This window comes from Pseudoalteromonas sp. Ld20, assembly GCF_045064175.1.
GTDB lineage: Bacteria > Pseudomonadota > Gammaproteobacteria > Enterobacterales > Alteromonadaceae > Pseudoalteromonas > Pseudoalteromonas neustonica.
The window spans coordinates 1-14,086 of the sequence record NZ_JBISHB010000030.1; the positions used below are offsets into that span (position 1 = coordinate 1).

The window sequence follows — 14,086 nt, forward strand, 5'->3', positions numbered from 1 at the left end:
ATTTGCTTGGTGACAATAGCGTTTTGGACCCACCTGATCCCATGCCGAACTCAGTAGTGAAACGAAACAGCGCCGATGATAGTGTAGCATTTGTTATGTGAAAGTAGGTCATCGCCAGGCTCCAAATAAAGAAAGCCCGACTCACTGAGTCGGGCTTTTTTACGTCTGCAGGAAAGTGAAAAAGTGAGCAAGGTGCAAGGTGGTCAATGTCGCTCAGGCGTTCATCTGAAAGCAATACACCCCCATATATCGGTTGTCGCGATAAATCACGAGCTACATCGTACTGAGTTAATACCAATCTGCATAAAGATTAAGTCAATTTTATCCAATCTCTCATTTTTAACCGTACCAGGAACTGAGATGGATCCATTCCACGCTTGCGATACCTGTTCGACTATTTCTTCACAACCACTAAATACACGATTTGATAGACAGTGTTGCCGTAGCCAACTCCATACTTGCTCCATTGGGTTTAATTCTGGGGAGTAAGGTGGAAGCTTTATCAACGTTATATTATTAAATGGTTGTACAGTATCAATAAATAGTATGTCAACCAGCACCATCAACGATCACAACTACTGACGTCCCGGCTCTGTGGCTTTTGATATTAATTCCATTTATTGATACTGCCGCGTGCTGTATTTAGCCGCTTAGCAATATTCGTTCTGTCTTCGCCCTCAAAGAATAATGAAACAGCAAGCAAGCGTATACGCTGGCATTACATTTATGTCACCACAAAGGAATGCTATTAATACGTTAAGATTATTATTTGTAAATTGCTGATTTTTTTGCTTATTTAAATTTGACTTTTAATTGTATTTTGTGTTTTTTGGCAGGATCTTCTTTTGGGTTTATAATGGCTCTATCAGTGGTTAATAAGGAAAAATAAGTAATCATTTAAGTTATATACCATATCAAATTAATCAAGAAAGGAGGTGCTAACTAAAAATACCTCTAAGTTATCCAATCGTAATGTATCATTTCAATAGCCCACAAGCACAACTCTACTTCAAACAAAAATAAACAATACACGTCAAGGTAACCTTAATGTGGGTTCAGTTGTGCCTTTAAATAAGGAAAAATAATGGAAGAAAAGAATAATAAAAGTAATTATAAAGACTGTGTTTTCGTCACAATTAATACCTATAAGGAAAAACCAGAAGTAAAACAAGAAAGTTCTGATTCAAGTGGTTTTCTTGGTGGATATGAGGTTTTTTGTTCATTGTATTTGAACACATATTTGACTACATATTGGAATTAACATTCAATTGGGTTGGTTTTACTATCTTCCCTCATATAGTGAATTTCTTGATAATTAATATTCCTTTAGAGTATTTAGCAATTCTCCACAATCTGATTGTTTAATATGAAATGTTGGCACTTGTTAATAAAAAGTATCTAATTTTTATTGTAAAAATAATGTTACAAATTAGATGATAGAAAGCCCTCGCAGTTAAGAGGGCTATTTCTTTCTAACCTAGCTTGAGTCTTTTTACCAAATCATCTCTACAAATTCAGGATGATCGACAAATGGATTGCGATTACCTTGATGCTCAAATGCGGCTTGGTTTCTATCTAGTTCAAGTTGACTGACAGGATCACTATTATGCCAATTAACCAACATAGTTACCGCCCAGTTTTCAAACACTTGGTTTGATGTGCCATTAAGTACTGCGTTGCTGTAAGTGGTGTTATTTTGCCAACTACCAACAACGTTCTCATAACGTGTTGCCATATAAAAGTAGGCGCGAGCAAAGTCACCTTTAAATTCATCAATTGGCTCAAATACAGTGTCTGAATAATTTAATGAACTTGAAGCGGTGCCAAGTTTGCTGCCATTGCTTGAGATATATATTGCGCTGCCTACATCACCAAATGGAAAGTTACTGCGTTTTGAATTAACGTAACCATCGGTTGCAAAAATATGATGTACATCCGAGTTCATAGGTTCAATTTTACCGCCAAACCAGCTCTTAGGAAAAGAGTGTTCTCGATTGTAGCAATCGCCTTCACTGCGATAAGTTCCGCATTGATTAGTCACTGCTACATAATTAAAGCTATCTTGCCCGGCTGGTTTTTCTGAATAGCGATCGAGAATTGAGTTGTCATTTTCAAAATACTTATCACGAGATGCGCTATCGTAAAAACTCCAAATGGCAGAATAACCCTGTGAGTTATGACCTTTAATAATATTATAAAGCTCAGTTTTTAAAGCGTAGCCTGTAAGTCCCTGTGTAGTTACATAATAGCCTGTAGGGTCAACGGGTGGGGTAACAGGATCGGTATTGCCTAATGTGAAAGGTGTAGCTTGTGAGTGCTCAAAGCTAGCGCCGTTGGCAATGGCTGTTTGTCCTTGGTTTAATGTATAGTTGCCATTGCCAAATGAGCAGCAGATACCATCACCATAGCTGTCAAAAATACTAAAGGTGTAATCACCATCAATAAGGCAGGCTTGTTCGTTATAAGTTGTGTTGCCGGTATAACTGCTACCCGATGCAACCGTAATATTTTGGTGATTGGTAATTTGCCAGCTGGTTTCTTCGCCATAGTTATCGGTTGCGAGTGTTAAATCTACAGTATTATCAGCACAGCCTGGCGGTGGGGGTGTAACCGTTGCGGTTGGTGTGAAGCTATCTACATACACAGTCTCATTGCCATCAAAGCCATTTACATCGTAAAAACGCAGTCCAACAGAAATAGTGGTGTTGCTCGAAGCGGTGTATTGATAACTTATTTCTTGCCATTGGTTTAATAGTGCCGGATTTGAATAGCTTTGATAACCGTTGGCGAATAGGCGCGCTTTAACACCTCCTTCAGTGTGGTAAACCCACGTTGAGAATAAATAACTTTGTCCCGCTTCTACGTTAACTTGCTGTAATAGATCAGTGCTACTTTGGCTGGCGGTTGTGACGACTACTTTAGCAGCTAATACTCCCGAATTAACTACTGAGCTATTCGCTGAAAGAGCAATGCCAGAATCAATTGTACTCCAACCTTCTGGTGCACCGTTTACCCAATTTTCAAAGCCACCATTAGTAATGGTGGCTGCGCTTGATAGTGAAGTACACAATAATGTACTGGCTAGTATGTGCTTTTTATATGTCCCGTGTGACATGGTGTTTCCTTTTATTTTATTTTTATGTTCTATAACTGAACTAGAATAATATACCTTACAACTTCAATGTTGCATAATTGTTAATGTTCAGTTGTTTGCAAATATAAGTGATTTAATTATGAACTATTTTTGTTACCGCTTTATTTACTATTTATAAGTAAAAGCTTAAATTGCTCAAATTTTAGCTTTTAATCTGTTTTTGAAGGTATTTATATAAGTTCATAACTAAATGGAATAACAAAGCAGATTCTATTCTTTTTTTATTCGCCCATACCCCGTTATTCTTCACACTCAAAGAATCCTCTAAGGCTAGATTGTAGCCATAGAGTTGAGGCAAATTTTAGGCAAAGTGATTAACTTAAATAGTGTCATTTCGCAGATAACTTTCAGGGTTACGGGGAATCAATTCATGTTGTTAGGTCAACTTAATGCGCTAGCAAGTCCGCTATCGCAAGAGCAAGTACAAAAGCTGCAAGGTTTAGTGGCTGAGCTTAATCCAATTCAGCAAGCTTGGGTAAGTGGTTACCTTGCTGCGAATGCCAATACGGCCAACTTAGGTGGTGTTGTAGGTGCTGCGCCAAGTGCAGGTGAGGCGGCAGCGTTGACCATTTTATATGGCTCGCAAACTGGTAACTCAAAAGGCGTTGCAACTAAGCTCAAAGAACAGGCTGAATCACGTGGTTTAGCCGTGAAACTAGTAAGCATGTCTGATTACAAGCCAACAGCCCTGAAAAAAGAAAAATTCCTTACGGTCGTGGTTTCAACTTACGGTGAAGGTGAGCCGCCAGAAGATGCGGAAACATTGCATGAATTTTTAGCAACCAAAAAAGCACCTAAGCTTGATGGTGTTAAAATAGCGGTTATTGGTTTAGGCGATTCAAGCTATGAGTTCTTCTGCCAAACGGCAAAAGATTTTGAAGAGCGTTTAAATAAATTAGGTGCAGAGACTATTTATCAGCGCGCTGATTTAGATGTTGATTATGATGATGAAGCGGCAACGTGGATCACGGGTGCACTTGATGCGTTTGAACCTGATTTAAAAGCGCAGCAAGGTGCAACTGGTGGGCAAGTGGTTTCATTTGGTGCACCAGCAATTGCTGCCAGCCAATATACCAAGCAAAACCCATTTGCGGCAGAGCTGAGTTTAGTACAAAAGATTACTGGCCGTGATTCAACCAAAGATGTTCGTCACGTTGAAATTTCATTAGAAGGCTCAGATATTACCTATACGCCGGGTGACTCACTAGGTGTTTACTTCCTAAATGATGAAGCATTAGTTGATGAAGTGCTGACACTGACTCAAATTGATGGTGCAACGAGCGTAAAGTTAGGTGATGTTGAATTAAGTGTTCGTGATGCATTAATCGAGAAACTTGAGCTCACTCAGTCATACCCTGGCTTTGTTGAAAAATATGCAATCGCGACAGGTACGCCTGAGTTATTAAAGCTAGTTGAAGATAAAGCGGCAATGCGTGAATACATTGAACCTCGTCAAATCTTCGACGTGATCCGTCAAAATCCAGCTGTGCTTGAAGCGCAAACATTAGTTGATTGCCTGCGTAAGTTACAAGCGCGTTTGTATTCAATTGCATCAAGCCAAGCTGAAGTAGAAGACGAAGTGCACTTAACGATTGGCCTTGTTGAATTTGATGCATTTGGTAGCGAGCATTTAGGTGGTTGTTCTGGTTATTTAGCACGTCGTGCTGAAGAAGGCTGTAAAGTTAAAGTATTCAGCGAGCATAATGATAACTTCCGTTTACCAGCGAATGATGAAACACCGGTGATCATGGTAGGCCCAGGTACCGGTATTGCGCCATTTCGTGCATTTTTACAAGAGCGTGATGCCCGTGAAGCATCAGGTAAAAACTGGTTATTCTTTGGTAACCCACACTTTACGCAAGATTTCTTATACCAAGTAGAAATTCAAGGTTACTTAAAATCTGGTCTATTAAGCCAAGTTGATGTGGCGTTTAGCCGCGACCAAGCTGAGAAAGTCTATGTACAAGATAAGTTACGTAGTAACAGCAAAGCCGTATTTGAATGGCTAGAAGCCGGCGCGCACTTTTATATCTGTGGTGATGCAAACCGCATGGCGAAAGATGTTCATCAAGCCTTAGTTGATATCATCAAAGAAAATAGTGGCAAAAACGATGAAGACGCTGAACAGTATTTAAAAGATTTACGTAGCGCCAACCGCTATCAGAAAGACGTTTATTAAAGTTAAACGTTGCTTACTTTGTTAAAAGTTAACAGCCGTCACTGTAACTAATTTAGGATTTACCATGAGCGAACAAGATAAAAACGTAAAGCTTTCTGATAACGAGCGTTTGAAAAGAGAAAGTAACTTTTTACGCGGCACGATTGAGCAAGATTTACAAAATGAGATCACCGGTGGCTTTACTGCTGATAACTTTCAGTTAATCCGATTCCACGGTATGTATCAACAAGACGACCGTGATATTCGTGGTGAGCGCGCCAAGCAAAAGCTTGAGCCACTTCATAACGTAATGCTACGAGCACGTATGCCGGGCGGTATTATTCAGCCAGCACAATGGCTAGCGATTGATAAATTTGCCGATGACAAAACCAGCTACGGCAGTATTCGTTTAACGACCCGTCAAACATTCCAGTTTCACGGTGTATTAAAGCCAAATATTAAAGGCATGCACCAAATGCTTGATAGCGTGGGCATTGACTCAATCGCTACAGCTGGGGACGTTAACCGTAATGTACTGTGTACAACTAATCCAGTTGAGTCTGAGCTTCATCAAGAGGCGTACGATTGGGCTGCGAAAATTTCTGAACATTTATTACCAAAAACTAAAGCCTATGCTGAAATTTGGTTAAATGGCGAAAAAGCACAGACCACAGAAGAGCCAATTTTGGGGTCTAATTATTTACCACGTAAGTTTAAAACTACGGTAACCATTCCGCCAAATAACGAAGTGGATGTGCATGCGAATGACTTAAACTTTGTAGCAATTGCTGATAACGGCAAGCTAGTTGGTTTTAACGTTTTAGTGGGCGGTGGCCTTGCTATGACTCATGGCGATACTGCAACGTACCCACGCAAAGCCGATGACTTTGGCTTTATCGCGTTAGAAGATACGCTAAAAATTGCTGAGCATGTGGTATCTGTTCAGCGTGATTGGGGTAACCGCTCAAACCGTAAAAATGCAAAAACTAAATACACGCTAGACCGTGTAGGGTCTGATGTATTTAAGGCCGAAGTTGAAGCGCGTTCAGGTGTTAAATTTGCACCGAGTCGCCCGTTTGAGTTTACTCATCGAGGGGATCGCATTGGTTGGGTTGAAGGTATTGATGGTAAGCATCACTTAACATTATTTATTCAAAGTGGTCGTATTTTAGATTACCCAGGTAAACCACTTAAAACAGGTTGTCGTAAAATTGCAGAAGTTCACCAAGGTGATATGCGTATGACGGCAAATCAAAATTTGATCATTGCCGGTGTGCCAGCAGATCAAAAAGCAGTGATTGAAGAAATTGCCCGTAACCATGGTTTGATTGACGACAAAGATTCAGAGCAGCGTAAAAATTCAATGGCATGCGTGGCACTGCCAACATGCCCATTAGCGATGGCAGAAGCTGAACGTTACTTACCAAGTTTAATTGAAAAAACCGAAGCGTTACTTGCTAAGCATGGTATTCCTGATGACAGCATCATTATGCGTGTTGTTGGTTGCCCAAATGGCTGTGGCCGCGCAATGCTTGCAGAAGCAGGTTTAGTTGGTAAAGGCCCAGGTAAATACAATGTGTACTTAGGTGGTAACCTTGAAGGCACACGTATTCCTAAGTTGTATTTAGAAAATGTCGGTGAAGATGTATATCTAGAAGCCTTTGATAAATTAATAGGTCAATGGGCGAGTGAACGTAATGACGGCGAATGTTTTGGTGATTTTGTGATCCGCAAAGGCATAGTCGCTGAAGTTAAAGTCTCAGTCACCGACTTTTACGCATAATTTAAAGCCGATGCAACACATCGGCTAAGGTTTGGAATTTACTATGAGTGAATTTAAAAACATTTTAAAGCTTGATAAAGAAAGCCAAGCAGCGATGCTGGCTGACGCAAATGGCATGCTTAAAGAGCTAACTGCTGAGCAGCGTGTAGCGTGGGCACTTGAAAATTTGCCTGACACACAATTTTTATCATCAAGCTTTGGTATTCAAGCCGCTGTGATGTTGCATTTAGTAACCTCGCAAAAGCCAGATATTCCCGTGGTTCTTACTGATACTGGTTATTTATTTCCAGAGACCTATCAGTTTATTGAGCAATTAACCGAGCGTTTATCACTGAATTTAAAAGTGTATAAATCGCACCTTAGCCCAGCATGGCAAGAGGCTAAATTCGGTAAGCTATGGGAGCAAGGTGAAGCGGGTATTAAGCAATATAATCAGCTTAATAAAGTTGAGCCAATGACTCGCGCATTAAAAGATATTGACGCAGGCACATGGTTTAGCGGCTTACGTCGTGATCAAGCATCATCGCGCGCTGATAAGCAAGTGATTGAAATTAGCCGTGGCACAGTGAAAGTTTATCCTATTATTGAATGGTCAAACCGTGATGTGTATCAGTACTTAACTAAGCACGGTTTATCGTATCACCCATTATGGGAGCAAGGTTATGTGTCGATGGGAGATGTGCATACTACACGTAAGTTAGAGCCGGGTATGACTGAAGAAGAAACGCGTTTCTTTGGCTTAAATCGCGAATGTGGTCTACATATTGACGGCGATGGAATTTAATTCTTTTTAATTAGTATTATTTTAAAAACGCAGCACACGCTGCGTTTTTTTTGTAAATGTAGTATGCTTAATAACCAGTTTGTTATGTGAATCGCATTTATGAAACAATTCTGTCTGCTTTTTTTCTTACTTATGTCACCTTCTGCAGTTGCGGATAGTTTTCGTATTGCATTGCCTGATGAAGACTACCCGCCCTATCATTTTGTGGACACGCAGCATAAAGGTATTTTAAACGAGCTTCTGGTTCTTTTTTCAGAGGCTTCAGAGGTAGATATTGAGTATATATTTGCACCAGAAAAACGATCCGCGAAGATGTTACAGCAAGGCTATGTTGATGCGCGGATGGAATCAGAGGTTTGGCTTATCGGTGATGAATCTTATTATTGGAGCCAAGAAATAGCGATAGTCGAAGACGTACTGGTAGTGTCTCATGGCACTAAGCTAATTGACTTTAAAGAGTTGAATAGTTTAAAAGACGGGATATTACTAGGGCGGTTTGGTTATGTTTATCCAAAATATGAATTACTAGTGAATAGTAACGTACTGCATCGTGAGAACTTTTATTCAGATCTAGATATACTGCAAAGTCTCTATAGTGATACACCTATGAGTAAGCGCTTTACCATTATGTCGAGAGATGTGGTGAATTGGTATATCAAAAAACACCCGCACCTATCGCAATTAGTTATAAGTGATTTCAATGTTGGTAAAGCACCACTTCAGTTGCAATTTTCATACACTCCAAAGGGAAGAAAGCTTGTTCGAGAGTTTAATCTTTTTTTAAAAGAGCTGAAAGAAAGTAAAGAGCTTGCTAGTATAATTAGCCGCTACCAGTAAAGGTAGTTTATGAATGGCTTACTTTTAACCCAAAGGATTGATTATGAAATATTTTGCGTACTTAGCAACAATGATCTTGCTAATTAGCATTACAGCCTTATTTTACTTACAGCGCCCAGATGGTGAAACGTGGTTAAATAGTGAAGATATCGGCAGTACATCGAACAATATTAAAGAGCAAATGGTCGCTTTGTCGAGCGGAGCTTTAGATCATGCGGTTGATGCTGTAGTAAAAACAAGTAATCAGGTTGTAGAAAAAATATCAGGTGATAGCACTGAAAAAGCCACTACAATTTACAAATGGCAAGATAAAAGTGGTCAATGGCATTACTCTGATCAACCAAACCCTGATGGTAAAAGTGAGCGATTAGTACTCGATCCTAAAGATATTACAGTCATTGCAGCCGAAGACACATCAATATTAAAAGGGAGTGCAAAAGCTGGTAATTTAACTCTTCCTAAAAGCTCAAATAGTGTTTATGACCCGGTGGTAATTAAAAAGTTATTCGATGATGCAGAGCAAATAAAGACAAAGTTAGAGCAACGCACTCAAGCTTTAGAGTCGAATAATTAAGCCTATAGTCTAGGGTTGGAGTGAGGCTGTATTGTTAGCAAAAAACTGATGATCGACGCTAGGAAGATTATACTGAGTTAACCATTGTTGGGTTAATTTATCCAATTCCCCTGAGTGCATCATTCTCATTAGAGCATCATCAAATTCATCTCTAAGGGCTGATTGTTGAAATACAATATATGAGCCGTCATAGTTTAAAATATCGCGATAAATAAATTGCTTAGGGCTTAATTGGGTTAAGTGTGCTGTATTCCAATGAAACATAAGGTAATCACCTATACGTACATCAATACGATTAGTGTGCAGCTGTTTGTTAAGTGCTTGTTGGTTACCAATCTCTGAGTAATTTATGTTTTTTTGCTGCGTTAGTTTACGGTAATCATTACCAAATAATTGTGACGCACCAATAAAGCTCGCTACAGTGAGATCTTTTAAATCGCTTAAGTTGGTTATGTTTTCCGCCCATTCGGATGAGTGCATAATCACTCTATTCATAAACTTGATTCTAAACCGTGAAGGAAATGCTCCTTTGGGTGGCTGAGCTGTGTAGTTAATGGCAATATCTGCGACTTGATTATCAAAATAACGTTGAATTGCATCGTTATTTAACGGGATGATTTTTAGCTTGGTATAACCTTGCTTATTAAGAACGTCTACGACGACATTATCAAAGAAACCATTACCGATGATTTCATTTTGAATGAAATAAGGGGCGAAGTTTCCAGAAGCGATTGTTAGCTTTTCATGGGCAGTAATGGTATTGGATGAGATCCCCAGCAGTAATAGACTAATAACTGAGGTGTTTTTAATAAGTCGAAATTTACTCATCTGTAGCATGCTTACTTGTGGGTGCATGTGTTTGGTGTTCAGTTTCTAACTTCATTAGTATGATGGTGAGATAGATTTTTGTTGGTAGAGAAAATAAAACCCCTACCGCAATGCAAATTGCACTAATCATAATGCCGCGGATACTATTTTGTTCGCCAAAAATGTCAGATGTTAATAAATAATGCCCAGCTAAAATAAGGCATATGCCAAGTATGATAAACACCTTAAGTACTTGTATCGTTTTTTGCTCTGTCATACTCGATGCATACCATTGATAACGTGAATTAAGTGTAGCTAATAATTTGTAGGCTGACTTGTTTTACATCAAAGAAATAATAAAGGGCTAAGCAGTCAAGCACTGCAAAGCCCAGTCATCAAAGTGTTTAGTTACTGAGCATATTACGCAGTACATATTGTAAAATGCCGCCGTGTTTGTAGTAATCCCACTCTTTGGGAGTATCAATACGTACATCGGCGCTAAAACTGACTTTTTTACCTTCGTTATTAGTGGCAATCACACACACTTCTTTAGTTTTATCGAACAGGTCTTCAATATCAAACTGCTCTTGACCTGTTAAACCTAAAGACTCATGACTTTCTCCTGCTTTAAATTGCAGTGGTAGTACACCCATACCAATTAAATTAGAGCGATGAATACGTTCATAACTTTGCGCAATAACGGCTTTAATACCAAGTAATAACGAGCCTTTTGCTGCCCAATCACGCGATGAACCAGTACCATATTCAGCCCCCGCTAGCACAACTAATGGCACACCTTGTTGTTGATAAGCCATAGCCGCATCGTAAATACTGGCTAATTCATCATCGGGTTGAGTACGAGTTACCCCGCCTTCAGTACCTGGAGCAAGTAAGTTTTTTAATCGAACATTGGCAAAGGTGCCGCGCATCATCACTTCATGGTTACCACGGCGAGATCCGTAGGAGTTGAATTGTGATTTTTCTACGCCATTTTCTTGCAAGTATTCGCCCGCAGGTGCGCTTGCTTTAATTGCGCCAGCAGGGGATATATGATCCGTGGTGACGGAATCGCCAAGTTTAGCTAAACAGCGAGCGCCGCTAATTGCAGGGATACCAGGAGGCTCAATGCTCATACCATCAAAAAATGGTGCTTTTTTAATGTAGGTTGAGGCGTCATTCCAGTCATACAATTTGCCATCTGGAATTTTTATCTGCTGCCAACGATCATCCCCTTTATAAACATTGCCGTAGCTGGTAGCGAACATTTCTTTAGTGACGGTTTTTTTCACGAGTTCATTTACTTCGCTGACGCTAGGCCAAATATTTTTAAGATAAATATCGTTACCATTAGCATCTTGCGCTAATGGTTCGTTATACACATCAATATCTGTGCGTCCTGCAATTGCATAAGCGACGACCAGTGGCGGCGACGCCAAAAAGTTCATTTTCACATCTTGGTGAATACGCCCTTCAAAGTTACGGTTACCTGATAAAATAGAACTCACTACTAATTTATGTTGCTGAATTGCTTCACTGATTTCATCTGCAAGCGGGCCTGAATTACCAATACAAGTAGTACAACCGTAACCAACAAGGTTGAAGCCTAGTGCATCTAAGTCATCCATTAGATCTGCATTTTTGAGATAATCAGTTACCACTTGTGAGCCTGGTGCGAGCGATGTTTTAACCCATGGTTTAACATTAATACCTAGTTGACGGGCTTTTTTAGCAACTAAACCGGCAGCTAAAATAACACTTGGATTTGAGGTGTTAGTACAGCTGGTAATAGCAGCAATAACACAAGCGCCGTCTTTAAGTTCAAATTCTTGGCCTTTAAAGTTTACCTTTGCAGCGCCCATAAATTGTGCTTCGTTGATTGGCTCGTCAGGATTCGTTGTTGGACCTTCATCTTCAATACGAGCTTGTTGTTCATCACTATTGTCGCGTTTAGCAAGACGTTCATCTTGAAAACCTTTTAAATGCTTACCAATAATATCGCCAGCTTGATCGAGAGCAATTCTGTCTTGGGGACGTTTTGGTCCTGCAAGGCTAGGCACTACATCATTTAATGAGAGCTCTAATGTATCGGTGTAATTGGCTTCATCGCCATCGTTACGCCATAGACCTTGGTGTTTTGCATAATCTTCAATCAGCTTGAGTTGAGTTTCATCGCGATTGGTTAAACGTAAGTAATTTATGGTTTCATCATCGATAGGGAAAATACCACAGGTTGCGCCGTATTCGGGGGCCATATTAGCTATGGTTGCACGATCAGCCAGTGGTAAATCAGCAAGCCCATCGCCATAAAACTCAACAAACTTACCTACCACCCCATGCTTGCGCAGTATTTCAGTTACCGTGAGTACTAAATCGGTAGCTGTGGTGCCTTCAGGTAAGCGGCCATTGAGTTTCATACCAACGACTTGCGGGATAAGTAAGCTAATTGGTTGTCCAAGCATTGCGGCTTCGGCTTCGATACCACCTACGCCCCAACCAAGTACACCTAAACCATTGATCATAGTAGTATGCGAATCAGTGCCGACTAATGTATCAGGATAAGCAAAGCGTTGACCATTGCGCTCTTCGTTAAATACCACACGAGCGAGATATTCTAAATTTACTTGATGAACAATACCGGTGGCAGGTGGCACGACCTTTAAGTTATCAAAGGCGGTTTGACCCCAACGTAAAAATTCATAGCGTTCTTTATTGCGTTCATACTCAAGTTTGGCATTTAAATCAAAAGAGCCATCTTCGCCGTAACCATCTACCTGTACTGAATGGTCAATTACCAGCTCTGCAGGTGAGAGTGGGTTTATTTTAGCTGGATCGCCACCGAGTCTTTCCATAGCATCACGCATTGCGGCTAAATCAACAATTGCAGGTACGCCGGTAAAATCTTGCATGACTACGCGAGCAGGCGTAAATGCAACCTCAGCGCTGGGCTTGGCTTGTGAATCCCAATTTAGAAGTGCTTTAATATCTTGTTTTTTAATATTAACGCCGTCTTCATTACGCAGTAAGTTTTCGAGTAGTATTTTTAGTGAGAATGGTAGTCGCTTAGCCTGATCGCCTAAACCTTGCAGTGAGTGAATATGAAATTGTTCGCCATTGATTGTGAGTTGTTTTTGGGTGTCAAAACTATTGTTCATTATGTGCCCCTTAATTAGATGAATATCCTTAAATAGTACTTATACCAATCGACTTAAATATTTAACCATTTTAGCGGGCTAAATAAAGCGCTAACTGCGTTATAAATTTTTCATGTAGAACAAGTACATGTCAAAATTTCTGCCGTATTTCGCTATAAGTGGTCAGTAACTTAACACGATTGGTATTAAGTGTTATGAGCGTAACCTTTGATTGATTAATTGATTAATTGATTAATTGATTAAAATGCAAAGTGCATACCAGTCTATTTTTGTATTATTTTTATACAAGCAAGTATAGTAGAGATGATGCCGAAAATTGATATTTCAAGCATGAGTGATCAAACCAAGGCGTGCCTCTTAGGCTACTTTATTGTAGCCAAGCTTGTTGTTTGCCTGTGTGGCTCAGCAGTAGCAAAGTAATGGCAATTACGATTACAAATAGTGGCATAAATACGGCGCTGGCACCGAGCAATTCAATACTGTTAATAACGATGAAGTTGTAAAACTGTTGAATAAAAATTGCAATAAGTGAAAGTGCAAAAACGTCTCGTGCAATGGCTTTTCTAAGTAATAATAAAATGCAGCCTAGTGCGCCGCCAAATACGGCTACCGCAAAGGCAATCGTTGACCAAAGGGGAATGTTTGAGTAAGCAGCTTGTTGTTCTATAGGCAGTTTACTGATCATATCAGGGGTCATAAATAGCTGCATAATAAACGCAATTACCCCGAGTAAGTTCCAAGCAAGGGCGGCCCAAGCTACGGATTTTAACCAGTCTGGAGGGGTCATAAATTACCTTTTTAATCATTATTCAAAAGGTAATTTAAGTCGATTACGGC

General features: G+C 39.9%; 11 protein-coding genes, 1 rRNA gene and 1 pseudogene. 7 read left to right on the plus strand and 6 right to left on the minus strand.

Annotated features, from left to right (window positions below):
• The first annotated feature begins 5 nt into the window (after positions 1-5).
• Positions 6-120 (plus strand): 5S ribosomal RNA (gene rrf, locus ACJJVX_RS05690).
• Positions 121-266: 146 nt separating this feature from the next.
• Here rrf and ACJJVX_RS05695 read toward each other — a convergent pair.
• Positions 267-521, minus strand: a pseudogene (locus tag ACJJVX_RS05695) (transposase); the annotation flags it as partial.
• A 563-nt stretch (positions 522-1,084) separates the two neighbouring features.
• Between ACJJVX_RS05695 and ACJJVX_RS05700 the strand changes: the two are divergent.
• Positions 1,085-1,261, plus strand: coding sequence for a hypothetical protein (locus tag ACJJVX_RS05700; RefSeq protein WP_161803869.1), 177 nt, complete (start codon positions 1,085-1,087; stop codon positions 1,259-1,261).
• Between the two features lie 231 nt (positions 1,262-1,492).
• Here the strand turns inward: ACJJVX_RS05700 and ACJJVX_RS05705 are convergent, their stop codons facing one another.
• Positions 1,493-3,115 (minus strand): endonuclease, encoded by a 1,623-nt coding sequence (locus ACJJVX_RS05705; RefSeq protein ID WP_405630579.1) that lies wholly within the window; start codon positions 3,113-3,115, stop codon positions 1,493-1,495.
• Positions 3,116-3,524: 409 nt separating this feature from the next.
• On the opposite strand from ACJJVX_RS05705, the gene ACJJVX_RS05710 reads away from it, so the two are divergent.
• The 5 genes from ACJJVX_RS05710 (at position 3,525) to ACJJVX_RS05730 (ending at position 9,290) form a co-directional block, all read left to right on the plus strand.
• Complete coding sequence (locus ACJJVX_RS05710) at positions 3,525-5,333, plus strand: assimilatory sulfite reductase (NADPH) flavoprotein subunit (RefSeq protein ID WP_054206909.1); 1,809 nt, start codon at positions 3,525-3,527, stop codon at positions 5,331-5,333.
• Positions 5,334-5,397: 64 nt separating this feature from the next.
• Positions 5,398-7,095: an assimilatory sulfite reductase (NADPH) hemoprotein subunit gene (gene cysI, locus ACJJVX_RS05715; RefSeq protein WP_054206908.1), complete on the plus strand. Its 1,698-nt coding sequence runs from the start codon at positions 5,398-5,400 to the stop codon at positions 7,093-7,095.
• A gap of 43 nt (positions 7,096-7,138) precedes the next feature.
• Positions 7,139-7,879: a phosphoadenylyl-sulfate reductase gene (locus ACJJVX_RS05720; RefSeq protein WP_054206907.1), complete on the plus strand. Its 741-nt coding sequence runs from the start codon at positions 7,139-7,141 to the stop codon at positions 7,877-7,879.
• A 99-nt stretch (positions 7,880-7,978) separates the two neighbouring features.
• The gene (locus ACJJVX_RS05725) at positions 7,979-8,716 is read left to right on the plus strand and encodes an ABC transporter substrate-binding protein (RefSeq protein ID WP_169328165.1); all 738 of its coding nucleotides are present in this window, start codon (positions 7,979-7,981) and stop codon (positions 8,714-8,716) included.
• Between the two features lie 43 nt (positions 8,717-8,759).
• Positions 8,760-9,290 carry a DUF4124 domain-containing protein gene (locus ACJJVX_RS05730; protein WP_170174020.1) on the plus strand — a complete coding sequence of 177 codons (531 nt, stop codon included), beginning with the start codon at positions 8,760-8,762 and terminating at the stop codon, positions 9,288-9,290.
• 9 nt (positions 9,291-9,299) lie between these two features.
• On the opposite strand, the gene ACJJVX_RS05735 is transcribed toward ACJJVX_RS05730, so the two are convergent.
• The 4 genes from ACJJVX_RS05735 to ACJJVX_RS05750 form a co-directional block, all read right to left on the minus strand.
• Complete coding sequence (locus ACJJVX_RS05735; RefSeq protein ID WP_405630583.1) at positions 9,300-10,118, minus strand: hypothetical protein; 819 nt, start codon at positions 10,116-10,118, stop codon at positions 9,300-9,302.
• A complete protein-coding gene (locus ACJJVX_RS05740) occupies positions 10,111-10,374 on the minus strand; it encodes a hypothetical protein (RefSeq protein WP_054452915.1) in 264 nt (87 codons plus the stop codon). The genes ACJJVX_RS05735 and ACJJVX_RS05740 overlap by 8 nt, the downstream gene beginning before the upstream one ends.
• A gap of 127 nt (positions 10,375-10,501) precedes the next feature.
• Positions 10,502-13,249, minus strand: coding sequence for an aconitate hydratase AcnA (acnA, locus tag ACJJVX_RS05745; protein WP_054206902.1), 2,748 nt, complete (start codon positions 13,247-13,249; stop codon positions 10,502-10,504).
• Positions 13,250-13,616: 367 nt separating this feature from the next.
• Complete coding sequence (locus ACJJVX_RS05750; RefSeq protein WP_054206901.1) at positions 13,617-14,036, minus strand: hypothetical protein; 420 nt, start codon at positions 14,034-14,036, stop codon at positions 13,617-13,619.
• Positions 14,037-14,086: the final 50 nt, after the last annotated feature.